14 protein-coding genes, 1 rRNA gene, 1 pseudogene and 1 riboswitch are annotated in these 16984 nt (G+C 71.1%); of the genes and pseudogenes, 4 read left to right on the top strand and 12 right to left on the bottom strand.

Translation table 11 applies throughout. The features are described 5' to 3' along the window. Nucleotides 1–222 precede the first annotated feature (222 nt). From modB to ACLF5H_RS08700, 3 genes are all read left to right on the top strand, one after another. A complete protein-coding gene (gene modB, locus ACLF5H_RS08710) occupies nt 223–1017 on the top strand; it encodes a molybdate ABC transporter permease subunit (protein ID WP_421675617.1) in 795 nt (264 codons plus the stop codon). 61 nt (nt 1018–1078) lie between these two features. Further along, the gene (locus ACLF5H_RS08705; protein ID WP_421675477.1) at nt 1079–2182 is read left to right on the top strand and encodes an ABC transporter ATP-binding protein; all 1104 of its coding nucleotides are present in this window, start codon (nt 1079–1081) and stop codon (nt 2180–2182) included. Between the two features lie 28 nt (nt 2183–2210). Then, nucleotides 2211–2630, top strand: coding sequence for a TOBE domain-containing protein (locus ACLF5H_RS08700; protein WP_421675476.1), 420 nt, complete (start codon nt 2211–2213; stop codon nt 2628–2630). Nucleotides 2631–2807: 177 nt separating this feature from the next. Here ACLF5H_RS08700 and gcvP read toward each other — a convergent pair whose 3' ends face one another. After that, complete coding sequence (gene gcvP, locus ACLF5H_RS08695; RefSeq protein WP_421675475.1) at nt 2808–5693, bottom strand: aminomethyl-transferring glycine dehydrogenase; 2886 nt, start codon at nt 5691–5693, stop codon at nt 2808–2810. Between the two features lie 172 nt (nt 5694–5865). After that, a riboswitch (glycine riboswitch) is annotated at nt 5866–5961 on the bottom strand. Between the two features lie 119 nt (nt 5962–6080). On the opposite strand from gcvP, the gene ACLF5H_RS08690 reads away from it, so the two are divergent. Beyond that, on the top strand, nt 6081–6449 hold the full coding sequence (locus ACLF5H_RS08690; protein ID WP_421675474.1) for a PRC-barrel domain-containing protein: 369 nt from the start codon (nt 6081–6083) through the stop codon (nt 6447–6449). Here the strand turns inward: ACLF5H_RS08690 and ACLF5H_RS08685 are convergent. The 11 genes and pseudogenes from ACLF5H_RS08685 to rrf all read right to left on the bottom strand — a co-directional run bounded on the left by ACLF5H_RS08685 (nt 6374) and on the right by rrf (nt 16978). After that, nucleotides 6374–7815 (bottom strand): annotated as a pseudogene (locus ACLF5H_RS08685) (DNA polymerase IV). The gene ACLF5H_RS08690 and the pseudogene ACLF5H_RS08685 overlap by 76 nt on opposite strands. Nucleotides 7816–7883: 68 nt before the next feature. Further along, a complete protein-coding gene (locus tag ACLF5H_RS08680) occupies nt 7884–8528 on the bottom strand; it encodes a MerR family transcriptional regulator (RefSeq protein ID WP_421675473.1) in 645 nt (214 codons plus the stop codon). 286 nt (nt 8529–8814) lie between these two features. After that, nucleotides 8815–9288: a bifunctional nuclease family protein gene (locus tag ACLF5H_RS08675; protein WP_365203914.1), complete on the bottom strand. Its 474-nt coding sequence runs from the start codon at nt 9286–9288 to the stop codon at nt 8815–8817. Nucleotides 9289–9375: 87 nt separating this feature from the next. Continuing rightward, complete coding sequence (locus tag ACLF5H_RS08670; protein WP_421675472.1) at nt 9376–10113, bottom strand: MerR family transcriptional regulator; 738 nt, start codon at nt 10111–10113, stop codon at nt 9376–9378. Nucleotides 10114–10155: 42 nt separating this feature from the next. After that, a complete protein-coding gene (locus ACLF5H_RS08665) occupies nt 10156–10986 on the bottom strand; it encodes an FHA domain-containing protein (RefSeq protein WP_421675471.1) in 831 nt (276 codons plus the stop codon). Nucleotides 10987–11176: 190 nt separating this feature from the next. After that, entirely contained in the window at nt 11177–12118 is a 942-nt protein-coding gene (locus tag ACLF5H_RS08660; protein ID WP_421675470.1) for a DUF881 domain-containing protein, read from the bottom strand. 4 nt (nt 12119–12122) lie between these two features. After that, the gene (locus ACLF5H_RS08655) at nt 12123–12455 is read right to left on the bottom strand and encodes a small basic family protein (RefSeq protein WP_003988855.1); all 333 of its coding nucleotides are present in this window, start codon (nt 12453–12455) and stop codon (nt 12123–12125) included. Further along, nucleotides 12452–13351 (bottom strand): DUF881 domain-containing protein, encoded by a 900-nt coding sequence (locus ACLF5H_RS08650; RefSeq protein WP_421675616.1) that lies wholly within the window; start codon nt 13349–13351, stop codon nt 12452–12454. Before ACLF5H_RS08650 ends, ACLF5H_RS08655 begins: the two co-directional genes overlap by 4 nt. Nucleotides 13352–13533: 182 nt before the next feature. Beyond that, the gene (locus ACLF5H_RS08645) at nt 13534–16029 is read right to left on the bottom strand and encodes a sugar phosphate nucleotidyltransferase (protein ID WP_421675469.1); all 2496 of its coding nucleotides are present in this window, start codon (nt 16027–16029) and stop codon (nt 13534–13536) included. Nucleotides 16030–16143: 114 nt separating this feature from the next. After that, on the bottom strand, nt 16144–16752 hold the full coding sequence (locus ACLF5H_RS08640; protein ID WP_085562634.1) for a CDP-alcohol phosphatidyltransferase family protein: 609 nt from the start codon (nt 16750–16752) through the stop codon (nt 16144–16146). Nucleotides 16753–16861: 109 nt separating this feature from the next. Continuing rightward, a 5S ribosomal RNA gene (gene rrf / locus ACLF5H_RS08635) occupies nt 16862–16978 on the bottom strand. Between the last annotated feature and the right edge of the window lie 6 nt (nt 16979–16984).

Here is a 16984-nt window from a genome sequence, read left to right as displayed (position 1 = left end):
CGACCGGTCCCCTCACGGACCGGCCGCGGCGCCCCCCCCCCCCCCCCCCCCCCCCCCCCCCCCCCCCCCCCCCCCCCCCCCCCCCCCCCCCCCCCCCCCCCCCCCCCCCCCCCCCCCCCCCCCCCCCCCCCCCCCCCCCCCCCCCCCCCCCCCCGCCGCCGTGTCGGCACGGGCAGCCGCACCACCGGTACGGGCAGGGGCGGGGGTACGACGCCCGGCCGCATCCGCGCGGCCGGGCGCCTCGGTGTCCCGCTGCCCCTCCTGCTGCCCGGCATCCTCGCCCTCGCCTTCCTCCTGCTGCCCCTGCTCGCGCTGCTCGTCCGCGCCCCCTGGCGGAGCCTGCCGGACCAGCTGACCAGCACCGAGGTGTGGCAGGCGCTCCAGCTGTCGCTGGTCAGCGCCACCCTGGCCACCGCCGTCAGCCTCGTCCTCGGCGTGCCGCTGGCCTGGCTGCTGGCCCGCACCGACTTCCCCGGGCGCGGTCTGGTGCGCGCCCTGGTGACCCTGCCGCTGGTGCTGCCGCCGGTCGTCGGCGGTGTGGCCCTGCTGCTCGCGCTGGGCCGTAACGGCGTCATCGGCAAGTGGCTCGACGCCTGGTTCGGGATCACCCTGCCGTTCACCACCACCGCGGTGGTGCTCGCGGAGGCGTTCGTCGCGATGCCGTTCCTGGTGATCAGCGTGGAGGGCACCCTGCGCGCCGCCGACCCCCGTTTCGAGGAGGCGGCCACCACGCTCGGCGCCTCCCGCTTCACCGCGTTCCGCCGGGTCACGCTGCCGCTGATCGCGCCCGGCGTCGCGGCGGGCGCCGTACTGGCCTGGGCGCGGGCGCTCGGCGAGTTCGGCGCGACGATCACCTTCGCGGGCAACTTCCCCGGCCGCACCCAGACCATGCCGCTCGCGGTCTACCTCGCCCTCCAGAACGACCCCGAGGCCGCGATCTCGCTGAGCCTGGTCCTGCTGGCCGTCTCCATCGCGGTACTGGCGGGACTGCGCGACCGCTGGCTGACGGGGGTGTGAGATGGCGGGAGGACGGCGTACGACACCCACCGAGCAGCCGAGGCCGAAGGAACCCGCACGCATGACCGACGCCCCGGACCCCGACGCCCAGGGTCCCGACGCCCAGGCCCCGGAGCGGGCGGACCGGCAGGGGCTCGACGCCCGGCTCGTCGTGGACCGGGGCGGCTTCCGGCTGGACGTGGCCCTGGCGGCGGCGCCCGGTGACGTGGTCGCGCTGCTGGGCCCCAACGGCGCGGGCAAGACCACCGCGCTGCGCGCCCTCGCCGGTCTGGTGCCGCTCGGCGGAGGCCATCTCCGGCTCGACGGCGTCCCGTTGGAGCGGGTGCCGCCGGAGTCCCGCCCGGTCGGCGTCGTCTTCCAGGACTACCTCCTCTTCCCGCATCTGTCCGCGCTGGACAACGTGGCGTTCGGGCCGCGCTGCCAGGGCCAAGGCAAGGCGGAGGCCCGTGCGCTGGCCGCGGCCTGGCTGGAGCGCATGGGGCTCGCCGAGCACGCGGACGCGAAGCCGCGCCGGCTCTCCGGCGGCCAGGCCCAGCGCGTGGCCCTCGCCCGCGCCCTGGCCACCCGGCCCCGGCTGCTCCTCCTGGACGAGCCGCTGGCCGCCCTCGACGCCCGTACCCGGCTGGAGGTCCGCGCCCAACTCCGGCGCCATCTGGCCGAGTTCGAGGCGGTCGCGGTACTGGTCACGCACGATCCGCTGGACGCCATGGTGCTCGCGGACCGCCTGGTGGTGGTGGAGCACGGCCGGATCGTCCAGGAGGGCGCCCCCGCCGACATCGCCCGCCGCCCGCGCACGGACTACATCGCTCAGCTCGTCGGCCTGAACCTCTACCGGGGCGAGGCCGCGGGCCACACGGTACGACTGGACGCCGGGCCCTCGATCGCCACCACCGAGGAGCTGTCGGGACCGGCCTTCGTGGCCTTCCCGCCCTCGGCCGTGACCCTCTTCCGGGACCGGCCCACCGGGGCCAGCGCGCGTAATCTGTGGCGCTGCGAGGTGGCCGGTCTGGAGACGCACGGCGACCAGATCCGCGCCGACCTCGCCGGTGAGCTCCGGCTCGCCGCCGACCTCACCACACTGGCCGCCGCCGACCTGGAGCTCCAGCCCGGTGCACCGGTCTGGGCGACAGTCAAAGCGACCCAGACCCACGCATACCCCGCCTGAGCCGACGGGCGCTCTACGGTGGGTGCCCATGACCCTGAGCATCCGCAACCAGCTCCCCGGCAGCGTCACCGCGGTCCACCCGGGCGAGGCCATGGCCACCGTCGAGGTCCGGCTGAAGGGCGGCCAGAACCTCACCGCGGCCATCACCCTGGCGGCCGCCGAGGACCTGGCCCTCGCCCCCGGCACACCGGTGCGCGCCCTGGTGAAGTCGACCGAGGTCTCCGTCGCCACGGCTCAGATCGAGGGCCTGTCGATCCGCAACCAACTGCCCGGCACGGTGGTCGGCCTGACCACCGGTGCCGTCATGGCGACCGTGCGGATCTCCGTCCCGGGCGGCGAGGTGACCGCCGCCATCACCCGGGACGCGGCCGTCCAGCTGGGTCTGTTCGTGGGCTCCGACGTGGTCGCCCTGATCAAGGCGACCGAGGTGGCCCTGGAGACGGCCTAGGGCGACCGACCGGTTCGTGCCGGGGCTCGTCCCGGGGCTCGTCCCGGGGCTCATCCCGGGGCGAGGCGTCCCCGCCCCCGTACAGGCGACCGAGGCACCCGTACCCACCCCCGCCCGACGGCCGAGGGCCCCGCCCGGACATCCGGACGGGGCCCTTGGGGCACGGGGGGGACGCGGTCAGTCCTCGTACGCGTCCAGCGGCGGGCAGGAGCAGACCAGGTTGCGGTCACCGAAGGCCTGGTCGATGCGGCGCACCGGCGGCCAGTACTTGTCGGCCACCGAGACCCCGGCCGGGAAGACGGCCTCCTCGCGGCTGTAGGAGTGCGCCCACTCGCCGCCGAGCGCGCCCGCGGTGTGCGGGGCGTTGTGCAGCGGGTTGTCCTCGGCGGGCCACGCGCCGGAGCCGACCTTCTCGATCTCCGCGCGGATGGCGATCATCGCGTCGCAGAACCGGTCCAGCTCGATGATGTCCTCCGACTCGGTCGGCTCGATCATCAGCGTGCCGGCCACCGGGAACGACATGGTCGGGGCGTGGAAGCCGTAGTCGATCAGGCGCTTGGCCACGTCGTCCACGCTGACGCCGGTCGCCTTGGTCAGCGGGCGCAGGTCGATGATGCACTCGTGCGCGACCAGGCCGCCGGGGCCGGTGTAGAGCACCGGGAAGTGCGGCTCCAGGCGCTTGGCGATGTAGTTCGCGGAGAGCACGGCCACCTGGGTGGCCCGCTTGAGGCCCTCGCCGCCCATCAGCCGGACGTACGCCCACGAGATCGGCAGGATGCCCGCCGAGCCCCACGGCGCCGCCGAGACCGGTCCGACGCCCGTCTCCGGGCCGGCCGCCGGCTGGAGCGGGTGGTTGGGCAGGTACGGCGCGAGGTGCGAGCGGACCGCGACCGGGCCGACGCCGGGGCCGCCGCCGCCGTGCGGGATGCAGAAGGTCTTGTGCAGGTTCAGGTGCGAGACGTCACCGCCGAAGTGGCCCGGCTTGGCGAGGCCCACCAGGGCGTTCAGGTTCGCGCCGTCGACGTACACCTGGCCGCCGGCCTCGTGCACCCGGGCGCAGATGTCGGCGACGTGCTCCTCGAACACACCGTGCGTGGACGGGTAGGTGATCATCAGCACGGCCAGCTGCTCGCGGTGCTGCTCGATCTTGGCCCGCAGGTCCTCGACGTCGATCTCGCCGTCCTCGGACGTCTTGACGACGACGACCTTCATGCCGGCCATCACGGCACTGGCCGCGTTGGTGCCGTGCGCGGAGGACGGGATGAGGCAGACGGTGCGCTGCTCGTCGCCGTTCGCGCGGTGGTAGCCGCGGACGGCCAGCAGACCGGCCAGCTCGCCCTGGGAACCGGCGTTCGGCTGCAGGGAGACCTTGTCGTAGCCGGTGACCTCGGCGAGGCGGTCCTCCAGCTCATGGATGAGCGTGAGGAAGCCTTCGGCCTGCTCGGCGGGCGCGAAGGGGTGCAGCGCGCCGAACTCGGGCCAGGTGATGGGCTCCATCTCGGTGGTCGCGTTGAGCTTCATGGTGCAGGAGCCCAGCGGGATCATGCCGCGGTCGAGCGCGTAGTCGCGGTCGGACAGCTTGCGCAGGTAGCGCAGCATCGCGGTCTCGGAGCGGTGCTGGTGGAAGACCGGGTGGGCGAGGAAGTCGTCGCCGCGCAGCAGCGCCTCGGGCAGCGCGTCCCCGGCGGCCGCGTCCAGCGCCTCCAGGTCGGCCTCGACGCCGAAGGCGGCCCAGACGCTCTCCAGCTGCGCCCGCGTGGTGGTCTCGTCGCAGGCCAGGGAGACGTGGTCGGCGTCGGCCAGGCGCAGGTTGACGCCCTTGTCCCGGGCGGCGGCGACGATCTCGGCGGCCCTGCCGGGCACTCGCGTGGTGACGGTGTCGAAGAAGGCGCCGTGCGTGATCTCGATGCCGCCGGCCTTCAGGCCCTCGGCGAGCAGTGTCGCGTAGCGGTGGGTGCGCCGGGCGATGGCCTTGAGGCCCTCGGGGCCGTGGTAGACGGCGTACATGCCGGCCATGACGGCGAGCAGCACCTGCGCGGTACAGATGTTGCTGGTGGCCTTCTCGCGGCGGATGTGCTGCTCACGGGTCTGGAGGGCCAGCCGGTACGCCTTGTTGCCGTCGGCGTCGACGGACACGCCGACCAGGCGGCCGGGCAGGCTGCGGGCGAACTTCTCGTGCACCGCCATGTAACCGGCGTGCGGGCCGCCGAAGCCCATCGGGACGCCGAAGCGCTGGGTGGTGCCGATGGCGATGTCCGCGCCCAGCTCGCCCGGGGAGGTCAGCAGGGTGAGGGCGAGCAGATCGGCGGCGACGGTGACGAGCGCGCCCAGCTCGTGCGCCTGCTCGATCACCGGCTTGATGTCGCGTACGGCACCGGAGGCGCCGGGGTACTGGACCAGCACGCCGTTGATGTCACGGGCGGCGATGTCGGCCGGGATGCCCGCGCTCAGGTCGGCGACGACGACCTCGACGCCGGTCGGCTCGGCGCGGGTCTGGATGACGGCGATGGTCTGCGGCAGGGCGTCCGCGTCGACCAGGAAGAGACCCTTCTTGTTCTTGCCCATGCGCCGGGACAGCGCCATGGCCTCGGCGGCGGCCGTGCCCTCGTCCAGGAGGGAGGCGCCGGAGGTGGGCAGACCGGTGAGGTCGGCGACCATGGTCTGGAAGTTCAGCAGGGCCTCCAGGCGGCCCTGGGAGATCTCCGGCTGGTAGGGCGTGTAGGCCGTGTACCAGGCCGGGTTCTCCAGGACGTTGCGCAGGATGACCGGCGGGGTGAAGGTGCCGTGGTAACCCAGGCCGATCATGGAGCCGAGGACCTGGTTGCGGTCGGCGAGCGAGCGCAGCTCGGCCAGCACCTCGGCCTCGGTCCTGGCGCCCGGCAGGTCGAGGGCGTCGGCGTTCTTGATGACATCCGGGACCGCGGCGGCGGTCAGCTCGTCCAGGGAGCCGTAGCCGACCTGAGCGAGCATCTTGGCCCGCGCCTCCTGGTCGGGCCCGATGTGGCGCTGTTCGAAGGGGATGCCCGCTTCGAGCTCGGAGAGCGGAATGCGATGGGCGGTCATGGCGGAGGCCTCCTGGTCTGACGACCTTCGAAGGGCACCACGGCGCGGGTGCCCGGACGGCCTCCCCCTCTGTCATCTCAACCTGAGAGCTTCACCGGCACCTTGACGGCACCGGCTTTCACCGTCGGTGAGAGCGGAAGCCGTCGACACCCGCCCTGCTTTCCAGAGTGACCTCGTCCATGCGGTACGTGAGCCTGAGAGATTCCGGGGAGGATTTGCTCCTTCGGCGCCTCCGAGGTGGGTCGGAGGACTCTCCCGCATGGGGTCAGCAGCCGCAATCAGACTACCAGCGAGGTCAATGGCCGGATTCTCAAGTGGCCGCGGCAGTGAATGTGCTCTTTCGTAGTGCTTACGGATGAGTTGCGACCAGTTGGAGGGAGAGGGACCGTGCAGACCGACATCGATCCGCGCAACCTGATCGGCCGCAAGGCGTTCGACCGCAAGGGCACCAAGATCGGCACCATCGACGAGGTGTATCTGGACGACGCCACCGGTGTCCCCGAGTGGGCGGCCATACGCACCGGCCTCTTCTCCCGCGACGCGTTCGTCCCCCTGGAACCGAGCGAGCTCGTCGAGGGCACCCTCCATGTCCCCTTCGACCGCTCCCTGATCAAGGACGCCCCCGACTTCGGCGTGGGCCGCCACCTCTCCCCCGAACAGGAACTCCAGCTCTACCACCACTACGGCCTCGACGTGACCCCGGACGCCGCCCCCGACCACACCTTCGGCAAGCTGGCGGGCTCGGAGGAGACATGACCCCGGGCGCCAGGGGCGGGCGGCATCAGGGGGCGGGTGCCGTGACGACCAGAGGCAGCGGGTCCGCCGGTTCCAGCGCGGGGTCCGTGACGAGGAAGGTGCGTATCCGCCCCGGCGGCGACTGCGGGGTCTCGAAGCGCACCGTCACCCGGCCCACTCCGCTCCCCTGCACCCATCCGTGCCCGTGCTCCGCGTGCCGCACGTCCTGGCCCGCCCGCCAGTGCGGCAGCACCGGCTCCCGGGGCATCGCCACCGGCTCGGCCGCCGCCTCCTCCGGCGCCGGCTCCGCCCGCGAGGACGCCTGGGCGAACAGGTCCTCCTGGGTGTAGTCGGCGAGCCCGGAGACACCGACACCGAGCAGTCGCACCCCACCCGTGGTGTCCACGGACTCCAGCAGGCGCTCGGCGGCCTCCCGCACGACCGCCGGATCGTCCGTGGGGCCCCGCAGCGTCTCGGAGCGGGTCAGCGTCGAGAAGTCGTACCGCCGCACCTTCAGTACGATCGTCCGCCCGGACAGCCCCGCATCGCGCAGCCGCCGCACACACCGGTCCGCCAGCCGCCGTACCTCCAGGCCGATCCGCAGCCGGTCATGGATGTCCACGTCGTACGTGTCCTCCACCGACACGGACTTGGCCTCCCGCTCGGCCACCACCGACCGCTCGTCCCGCGCCAGCGCCATGGCGTACAGCGCCTGCCCATGGGCCTTGCCGAGCAGGCGTACGAGTTCGTCCTCGCCCGCCTCGGCCAGTTCCTCGACCGTCGTGATCCCGGCGCGCCGCAGATGGTCGCCGGTGGCCGGACCCACCCCCGGCAGGGTCCGCACCGGCAGCGGTCCCAGCAGCGCCCGCTCGGTGCCCGGCTCGATGAGCACCAGGCCGTCCGGCTTGGCCCGCTCGGAGGCGATCTTCGCGAGCATCTTGGACGCGGCGAGCCCCACCGACCCGGTGAGCCCCGTGACCGTACGGATGTCCGCGCGCAGCCGGACGCCCGCGCGCCGCGCCGACTCCGCGTCCCGCGCCGCGTCCGAGGCCGCCAGGTCCACGAACGCCTCGTCCAGGCTCAGCGGCTCCACCAGCGGCGACAGCTCTCGCAGCAGTGTCATCACCTGCTCGCTGACCGCCCGGTACAGACTGAAGCGGGGCACCAGATACGCCGCGTTGGGCGCCAGCCGCCGCGCCTGGGCCATGGGCATCGCCGAGTGCACTCCGAAGGCCCGCGCCTCGTACGACGCCGTGGCCACCACTCCGCGCGGTCCGAGCCCGCCGACCACGACCGCCTTCCCGCGCAGGCTCGGCTTGGACGCCTGCTCCACCGAGGCGTAGAAGGCATCCATGTCGAGATGCAGGATCGTGGGCGCGTTTCTCACATCTCCGATGCTGCACCACGGCACTGACAATCCGACGTCGCCCGGCGGCCCGTCGGGTCAGGGGCGGTTCAGACCGCCCGGTTGCGGCGCCGCGCCAGTTCGTCCGCCGGGTTGTGCCCGACCAGCGTCTCGCCCGTGTCGACGCGCTCGCCGTGCAGCTGGGACAGGGCGTTCTCCACGTCCCGCCAGACCACGCCGACCGCGATCCCGAAGACGCCCTGGCCGCCCTGGAGGAGCGCGTGCACCTCGTCGGGCGAGGTGCACTCGTAGACGGTCGCGCCGTCGCTCATGAGCGTCATGCGCTCCAGATCGCAGAAACCGCGCTCCCGGAGGTGCTGCACGGCCGAGCGGATGTTCTGGAGCGAGACCCCGGTGTCCAGGAACCGCTTGACGATCTTCAGGACGACGACGTCCCGGAAGCTGTACAACCGCTGGGTGCCCGATCCGTACGCGGGCCGCACACTCGGCTCGACCAGGCCCGTACGCGCCCAGTAGTCGAGCTGTCGATAGGTGATGCCGGCCGCCGCGCAGGCCGTGGGCCCGCGGTAGCCGATCTCCTCGGACGTCATGGACGCCGCCCCTTCGCCGCCCGGCACCGCCGTCGGCCGCTGCGGAGCGTGATCCACCGCGCTGCTGTGAACCGGGTACGGACCGCTCTCCCCGTAACCGCGCACGGGAGCACCCCCAGCCGTACCGTCGCCGCTGGTTCTCACGCCGACCTCCGTCCTTGACCTGCCTTCTCGACGGTAGGCAGTCACCAGGGGTGCGTCAACGATCGCCACACTCGGCACGCCGAGTGATAATCACCCAAGGAGTGGTTTCCCGTGTCCCACCGCGGGGAAAGGCTAGCCGAATGCCCTCGCGGAGACCCGTAGGACGCTCTCAATCGCCGGTGGCAATTGCCCCGGGAACCGGCCGCGAGAGGCCCAGGACCGACCCCCGAAAGCCCCGGCCGCGCAGGCCAGAGCCCCTATGAGCCGCTCGCGGGCGCCGACCGCCTCACTGGCTGCTGGTGCCGAAGTCCTCGGGCGAGATCTGGTCGAGGAACTCGCGGAACTTCTCCACCTCGTCCTCCTGCTCGTCCGGGATGGCGATCCCCGCGTCGTCCAGCACCGTGTCGCTGCCGTAGATCGGCGTGCCGGTGCGCAGGGCCAGCGCTATGGCGTCGGAGGGGCGGGCGCTGACCTCCACCCCGCTGGCGAACACCAGCTCCGCGTAGAAGACGCCTTCCCGCAGGTCGGTGATGCGTACTTCGGTCAGCTCCTGGCCGACGGCCTCCAGCACGTCCTTGAACAGGTCGTGGGTCAGCGGCCTGGCCGGGGCCATGCCCTGCTGGGCGAAGGCGATCGCCGTCGCCTCCCCCGGCCCGATCCAGATGGGGAGGTAGCGGTCGCCTCCCACTTCGCGCAGGAGCACGATCGGCTGGTTGTTGGGCATTTCGACCCGGACACCTACGACATCGAGCTCGTTCACACAGCAACCCTAGGCCGTGCCCGGGACGTTTGGGTAGTCGGGCCCCCGGCGGCCGCCCGATCCGGCCCCCGCCGGACCGCCCCCGGATCAGGGAAGACGCACTCCGAGGGCGGTCTTCAGGAGGGCCGCGTGCAGCTTCGCGGTGAGCGCCGCAAGCTCTTTCGTACGGGCCTCGGCGAGCGCTCTGGTCTGCGGGTTGCGGTGGCGCTTGAGCGGGGCCACCACCTGCTCGACCAGCCCGGCCTCCCGGTCGGCGGCCGCCTTCATCACCCGCAGATGGCGGGGCTCGATCCCGAAGTGCCCCAGTTCGGCGACGAGGGAGGCCACGGTGACCGCCTCCGCGTCGTACGTCCCGTCGGCCAGGGGCACCAGGAGCCCGTACGACTCCCACTCCTCCAGCTCGGCCTCGCCGATGTCCGCGGCGGCCAGCAGCTCGGAGCGGCCGACCCGGGCCACGGTGGGCCCCTCCTGCACCTCCAGGACCTCGTCCCCGGTGCGCTGGCGCCCGACCACGGGCAGCGGGACGGCCTCGCCGCGCTCCATGGCGTCCAGATGCTCGCGGATCACCTTGAGCGGCAGATAGTGGTCCCGCTGCATTCTCAGGACGTGTCCGAGCCGCTCCAGGTCACCGGGGCTGAACTTGCGGTACCCCGAAGGGGTCCGCTGCGGCTCGATGAGCCCCTCCGCCTCCAGGAAACGGATCTTGGAGATGGTGACTTCGGGGAACTCCTCGCGCAGCGCGTTCAGCACCGCCCCGATGCTCATCAACCCGCTGTCCCTGGCGGCGGTACCGCTTCCGGCACCGCCGCTCGGTGTGTGAAGCATGGACCTTCCCTGGGTTACCCCCGGAACGCGTCCGGGGGCGGGTCAGATGCCCTGCCGGCTCGGGTAGAACACCAGCCGGTACTTGCCGATCTGCACCTCGTCACCGCTGTGCAGGGCGACCTGGTCGATCGGCTCGCGGTTGACGTACGTGCCGTTCAGGCTGCCGACGTCGGCGACGGTGAACGAACCGTCCGGCGAACGGCGGAACTCCACATGGCGACGCGAGACGGTCACGTCGTCCAGGAAGATGTCGCTCTGCGGATGACGGCCGGCCGTGGTCAGGTCGCCGTCGAGCAGGAAGCGGCTGCCCGAGTTCGGGCCACGGCGCACCACCAGCAGGGCCGAGCCCGCCGGGAGCGCGTCCACCGCGGCCTGCGCCTCGGGCGACAGCAGCGGCATCGGCGTCTGGCCGGTCGTCTCCGCGTCGTAGGCCTCGAGACCGGAGATCGAGATCGTGGACGTCGTCTCGGACGCGCGCTCGGGCACGGCTCCGGGACGCAGCGGCGCACCGCAGTTGGAACAGAAGCGGGCGTTCTCCGCGTTGCGGTTACCGCACCTCGTACACACCAGGACCGACATGGACGGATCCTCCTGCCGCGGCTGCCCCGCCGGGGCGTTGGACGCGTACGGGCCGGGAGCGAACTCTCCACCCGTACTTGAGGTTGACGGTTGCCCGAAACCTATGCCGCGGGACTGGGCAGGGTCAACTGACGGCGCGCCCTGGCCTCCCGAAATGTCACCGCCCGGACCAGCCACCTGGTCCCGGAACAGCGGCCGCTGACCTTGTGCGTCAGGCTGTGCGCGATGACGAGCGGTCGCGTTGTCGCCGCCCTCTCGCGCGCTCTTGCCGAACCACTTCGCAAACAACTTCACGGGCGATTCCCCTTGACCGAAACAGACCCGCCCGTGGGGCAGGACGAACCCTGATTGCCGACACCGGCCGACCCGGACACCCTCACAACGTCCGTGCCCACCAGACAGTTTCCACCACGCGTCACCTCGTCGGTGCGCCGACCCCCCGCAACCTCATGCCCCTGCCGGACCGCCCCCATGCACCGCCGGTTCACTGGGAGGACGACCGAGCGTAGTCAGGCTGCTTCGCCTGCCGCAAGGCGTCCACGACGATCTTGCCCGACTGTGCGACGGAGACCGTGGCCTGCTCCTTCTCCAGAGTCTGCACCACGCCTCCCGGGATGTTCAGCGCCGGTTCGAGGTCCTGCGGCTTGCCGATGACCTTGAAACGATAAGGGGCGTTGATCTTGTTCCCGTCCACGCTCACGCTCTTGCCCGCGTCCGCGAAGTAGGTGTTGGCCACCACGCGCACGCCGTTGACCTGGATCGCCTCCGCACCGGCCGCGCGCAGCTCCTGGATGGTGTCGAGCAGCATGTCGGACTGGACCGTCCCCTTCGTGTCCTCGATCGTCATGGTGATGCCGGGACCCTGAGCCGCCACGGTGCCCGCGAGGATGCCGAGTTGAAGTTCTTTCTCGGCGGTCTGCTTGCGTGCCTCCGCGGCCTGGTCGGAGCTGCTCTGGAGCTCCGACCGCTGCTTCTCGAGTCCCTGCCTCTCGTCCTCAAGACGCTGAGTACGCGAATCCAGTTCATCCAGGATGCGAACAAGATCTTCTTGACGTGCGCCGCGCAGCGCGCTGTCGGTGTCGCTGTTGGACGCCACCTGGACGGCCAGGCCGAAACCGAGGCCGAACAGGAGCAGCGCGACGATGAGTTGGGGCCGGGTCAGGCGCGGCGGCCAGAGCCCCTTGACGAGCCGCTGACGGCCGCTCAGCGACCCGTCCGGGCGCGGCACGGGCCGCTGCCCCGCTCCGGGCGCCGGAGCGGGCACCTCGGCCGGCAGCTCCTTGCGCAGCCGATTGCCCGGCCGGGCCGCGTGCTCGCCGTGCGCGTGGTCGTGATGCGCGTGCTCGCCGTGCGCGTGATCGCCGTGCGCGTGCTCGTGGTGCTCGTCGTCGTTGTGCCGGTCGTCGTGGTGCTGGTTGTCGCTCATCGCCTCACGCCCGGAAGACGTGCCGCCGGATCGCGGCGGCGTTGGAGAAGATGCGGATACCGAGGACGACCACGACGCCCGTGGACAGCTGCGCGCCCACGCCCAACTTGTCGCCCAGGAACACGATCAGGGCCGCCACGACCACGTTCGACAGGAACGACACGACGAAGACCTTGTCGTCGAAAATGCCGTCCAGCATGGCCCGCAGACCGCCGAAGACGGCGTCCAGCGCCGCCACGACGGCGATCGGCAGATAAGGCTCCACGACCGCCGGAACCTCGGGCCGGACCAACAGGCCGGCCACGACTCCCACGACGAGGCCCAGTACGGCGATCACGATGTGCCCTTCTCCGTCTTCTCGGTGTTCTTGCTGTTCTTGGCGCTCTTGCCGTTCTTGGCGTCGGCGCTGTCGGGGACCGGCTGCGCCGTGCGTACGATCACACTCGGCGCGGCGGGCAACCGTACGTCGTGCTCGGTGGAGATGGTGGCGCGGATGCCGTAGTTCTGCTCCAGGGCGTGCAGATACAGCCCGTCGCCGCTGTTCTGGAAGTCGCTGCTCAGCCGGGGCCCGTTCCCCACCGCCAGCACGGTGTACGGCGGCACGAGCGGCCTGTTGTCGACCAGGATCGCGTCTCCGGCGGCCCTGATCGCCGACAGGGCGGTCAGCCGCTGCCCGTTGACGGAGACGGCCTCGGCGCCGGACGCCCACAGCCCGTTGACCACGCGCTGGAGATCACGGTCACGCACCCGGCCGGTGTCGGAGAACCCCGCGGTCTCCCGCGGATTGGTGCCGTCACCGCCGGTGCTGGCCTCCTTGGCGTCGTTCACCACCAGCTTGATGCCCGGACCGTGCACCTCGGTGGCGCCCGACAGCATGCCCACCAGGTCCGCCTCGGCGCTGCCGCCGCTCGACCGCAGCGCGGCCCGTTGGCGCGCGCTGACGTCGTCGCGCAGCTTGTCGACACCGCTCTGGAGCTTGTCCGCGTCGGCGGTCTCCTTGTCGACGCGGTCGATCAGCTCCTGGTGCTCCTTGGCCACCACGGGCGCCGCCACCCGCGCCTGCGCCGCCCCCACGGTCACGACCAGCGCCGCGAGGACGAGGCCGCCCGCGAGGCCCAGCTTCGCCCTGAGGGTCTTCGGCAGGCCGCCCTCGCCCCAGGACTTCTTCCGGGCGGCGGCCTCGGCGTACCCGTCGTCGAGGCTGTGATCCATGACGTTGGTGATCAACGACATGGAGGCGTCCGGGCGGCGCGGCCGCGCGGCGCTGCTCCGAACGGGGGGTTGCTGCGGCATGCCGCACATCGTCGCATGTCGCGCGCGATACTCCGAATGGCCCCACCGGCGTGCCGGACAGACCCCCTTGGGGGGCACTTGTCCGGCACGCACGCGTGCGGCTGTTTCCCTGCGGTACGGCCCTACCGCCCGGCGCTGTCCACGACGCCCGACCACTCGTCCAGCAGGGCCTGCGCGGAGGCGTCGTCCGGGCCCTCGGCCCACAGATGGGTGACCGCCTCGGCCGGGTCGGGCAGCACCATCACCCAGCGCCCGTCGCTCTCCACGACCCGTACGCCGTCGGTGGTGTCGACCGAGCGGTCCCCGGCCGCCTCCACCACCCGGCGCATCACGAGGCCCTTGACGGCCCACGGTGTCGCCAGGTCCCGCTTGAGGACGTGCGCCCGCGGGATCCGCGCGTCGATCTGGCTCAGAGTGAGCTGGGTGCGCGCCACGAGCCCGATCAGCCGGACGAACGCGGCCGTGCCGTCGAACACGCTGCCGAACTCCGGGACGATGAATCCACCCTTGCCGTCGCCGCCGAAGATGGTGCCCTCCTCACCACCCACACGAGTGAGGTCGTCCGGCGAGGTCGTCGTCCACTCGACCTGGGTGCCGTGGTAGGCGGCCACCTGTTCGGCGATGCGGGTCGTGGTGACCGGCAGCGCCACCCGGCCGCTGCGCCGCTCCGCGGCCACCAGGTCCAGCATCACCAGCAGCGCCCGGTCGTCCTCGATGATCCGGCCCTTCTCGTCCACGAGCGACAGCCGCTCGCCGACCGGGTCGAAGCGCACTCCGAACGCGGCGCCCGAGGACGCGACGATCTCGCCGAGGCGCACCAGACCGCTGCGCCGCACCTCGGCGGTCTCGGTGGGCCTGGACTCGTCGAGGCCCGGGTTGATGGTCAGGGAGTCCACCCCGAGCTTGCCCAGCAGGCTGGGCAGCACCAGCCCCGCGCTGCCGTTGGAGGCGTCCACGACGACCTTCATGCCGGAGTCGAGGATCCCGCTGGTGTCGACATTGCGCAGCAGCGACCCGGTGTACGAGTCGAAGACGCTGGAGGGGAAGTACAGGTCGCCGATCTCGCCGGGGAACGCCCGCCGGTACTCCTGGCGCGCGAACACCCGGTCCAGCTTGCGCTGCCCGCCCTGGGACAGGTCGGCGCCCTGCCCGTCGAAGAACATGATGTCGACCGAGTCCGGGACGCCGGGCGTGGTACGGATCATGATGCCGCCGGCGCTGCCCCGCGCGGTCTGCTGCCGGGCCACGGGCAGCGGCACGTTCTCCAGGTCGCGTACGTCGATGGCGCTCGCCTGCAACGCCGAGATGACCGCGCGCTTGAGCGCTCGGGCGCCTCGGGAGTGGTCGCGGGCCGTGGTGACCGTGGAGCCCTTCTTGAGCGTGGTCGCGTACGCGCCGGCGAGGCGGACGGCCAGCTCAGGCGTGATCTCCACGTTCAGGATGCCGGAGACCCCGCGGGCGCCGAAGAGATGCGCCTGGCCCCTGGACTCCCAGATGACCGAGGTGTTGACGAAGGCGCCGGCCTCGATGGTCTTGAAGGGGTAGACCCGCACATTGCCCTGGACGATCGATTCCTCGCCGATCAGGCATTCGTCACCGATGACCGCGCCGTCCTCGATCCGGGCGGCCCGCATGATGTCGGTGTTCTTGCCGACGACGCAGCCGCGCAGATTGCTGTGCTGGCCGACATAGACGTTGTCGTGGACGACCGCCTTGTGCAGGAAGGCGCCGCTCTTGACGACGACGTTCGAGCCGACGACCGAGTCCTCGCGTATCTCGGCGCCGGCCTCGACCTTGGCGTAGTCGCCGATGTAGAGCGGTCCGCGCAGTACGGCGTCGGGGTGCACCTCGGCGCCCTCGGCGACCCATACGCCCGGGGAGATCTCGAATCCGTCGATGTCGACGTTGACCTTGCCCTCCAGGACGTCGGCCTGGGCCTTGACGTAGCTCTCGTGCGTGCCGACGTCCTCCCAGTAGCCCTCGGCGACAAAGCCGTAGATCGGCTTGCCCTCCTTCATCAGCTGCGGGAAGACATCGCCTGACCAGTCGACCGGAACATCGGGTTCTACGTAGTTGAAGACCTCGGGCTCCATCACGTAGATGCCCGTGTTGACGGTGTCGGAGAAGACCTGTCCCCAGGTCGGCTTCTCCAGGAAGCGTTCGACCTTGCCTTCCTCGTCCACGATGGTGATGCCGAATTCCAGGGGGTTGGGCACGCGGGTCAGACAGACCGTGACGAGCGCGCCCTTCTCCTTGTGGAAATTGATCAGCTCCGTGAGGTCGAAGTCGGTCAGGGCATCACCGGAGATGACGAGGAAGGCATCGTCCTTCAATGCCTCTTCGGCGTTCTTGACGCTTCCGGCGGTACCGAGTGGCTTCTCCTCATTGGCGTAGGTGAGCTCCATACCGAGCTCTTCGCCGTCACCGAAGTAGTTCTTGACGAGCGAGGCAAGGAACTGCACGGTGACGACGGTCTCGGTGAGCCCGTGCCTTTTGAGCAGCCGTAGCACATGCTCCATGATCGGGCGGTTCACCACCGGCAGGAGCGGCTTGGGCATGCTTGAGGTCATGGGGCGAAGGCGGGTGCCTTCGCCTCCGGCCATCACGACGGCCTTCATGTCGGAAGCGTCCTCCTCTGAGAGACGACGGTCTAGCCGACTTCACCCGTCCAGATTGTCCCGCACTTTTGCACGGCGGGCCATCGAGGCGTTACGTCAGGACAATCGCCGAGCTCAATCGGCCATGGCGTCCGCGCGGACCAATCGGCGGACCTGTACCACGTAGAGCACTCCTGCCCACCAATAGAGCGTTGTACCCCATCCGGCGAACGCCCATCCGAAAACTGCGGCCAGTGACGCGATCCAACCACTGCCGTCACTGAGGAGCAGGAGCGGGAAGGCGTACATGAGGTTGAACGTGGCCGCCTTCCCGAGGAAGTTGACCTGGGGCGGCGGGTAGCCGTGCCGGCGGAGGATGCCCACCATCACCAGGAGCATCAGCTCCCGGGCGAGCAGCAGGGCGGTCAGCCAGACCGGGAGGATCTCCCGCCAGGTGAGGCCGAGCAGCGTGGAGAGCACGTAGAGCCGGTCGGCGGCCGGGTCGAGGAGCCGGCCCAGGCTGCTGATCTGGTTCCAGCGCCGGGCGAGCTTTCCGTCCAGGTAGTCGCTGACTCCGCTGAAGGCCAGCACGAGCAGGGCCCAGCCGTCGCTCTTGGGACCCCCGAACTCCGGCCTGAGGATCAACCACAGGAACACGGGCACGCCGACGAGGCGCGCCATGCTGAGGATGTTGGGGATGGTGAGGACCCGGTCTGTCTGGACACGGGTCTCCTGGACCTCCACCCGGGGGCCTCCTGTGCGAAAACGAGCCAACGATGCTCCCTGACTTTACCCCAACGCAAAAAAGCTCCGGCTCTCGGGCTGATGCCCAAGAGCCGGAGCTGTAAAAGGAGTTCGGCGGCGTCCTACTCTCCCACAGGGTCCCCCCTGCAGTACCATCGGCGCTGAAAGGCTTAGCTTCCGGGTTCGGAATGTAACCGGGCGTTTCCCTAACGCTATAACCACCGAAACACTA

It is taken from the genome of Streptomyces sp. LaBMicrA B280, assembly GCF_049222185.1.
In the GTDB taxonomy this organism is placed as follows: Bacteria; Actinomycetota; Actinomycetes; order Streptomycetales; family Streptomycetaceae; genus Streptomyces; species Streptomyces murinus.
Note: the sequence above shows the minus strand (reverse complement) of the source record. Positions and strands in the feature narration are given on the sequence as shown.

Excerpts from the sequence above, each read along its gene's own strand:
- ACLF5H_RS08705 (WP_421675477.1), top strand. The coding sequence starts at position 1,079 with ATGACCGACGCCCCGGACCCCGACGCCCAGGGTCCCGACGCCCAGGCC.
- ACLF5H_RS08700 (WP_421675476.1), top strand. The coding sequence starts at position 2,211 with ATGACCCTGAGCATCCGCAACCAGCTCCCCGGCAGCGTCACCGCGGTC.
- gcvP (WP_421675475.1), bottom strand. The coding sequence starts at position 5,693 with ATGACCGCCCATCGCATTCCGCTCTCCGAGCTCGAAGCGGGCATCCCC.
- ACLF5H_RS08670 (WP_421675472.1), bottom strand. The coding sequence starts at position 10,113 with ATGCTTCACACACCGAGCGGCGGTGCCGGAAGCGGTACCGCCGCCAGG.
- ACLF5H_RS08660 (WP_421675470.1), bottom strand. The coding sequence starts at position 12,118 with ATGAGCGACAACCAGCACCACGACGACCGGCACAACGACGACGAGCAC.
- ACLF5H_RS08650 (WP_421675616.1), bottom strand. The coding sequence starts at position 13,351 with ATGTCGTTGATCACCAACGTCATGGATCACAGCCTCGACGACGGGTAC.
- ACLF5H_RS08645 (WP_421675469.1), bottom strand. The coding sequence starts at position 16,029 with ATGAAGGCCGTCGTGATGGCCGGAGGCGAAGGCACCCGCCTTCGCCCC.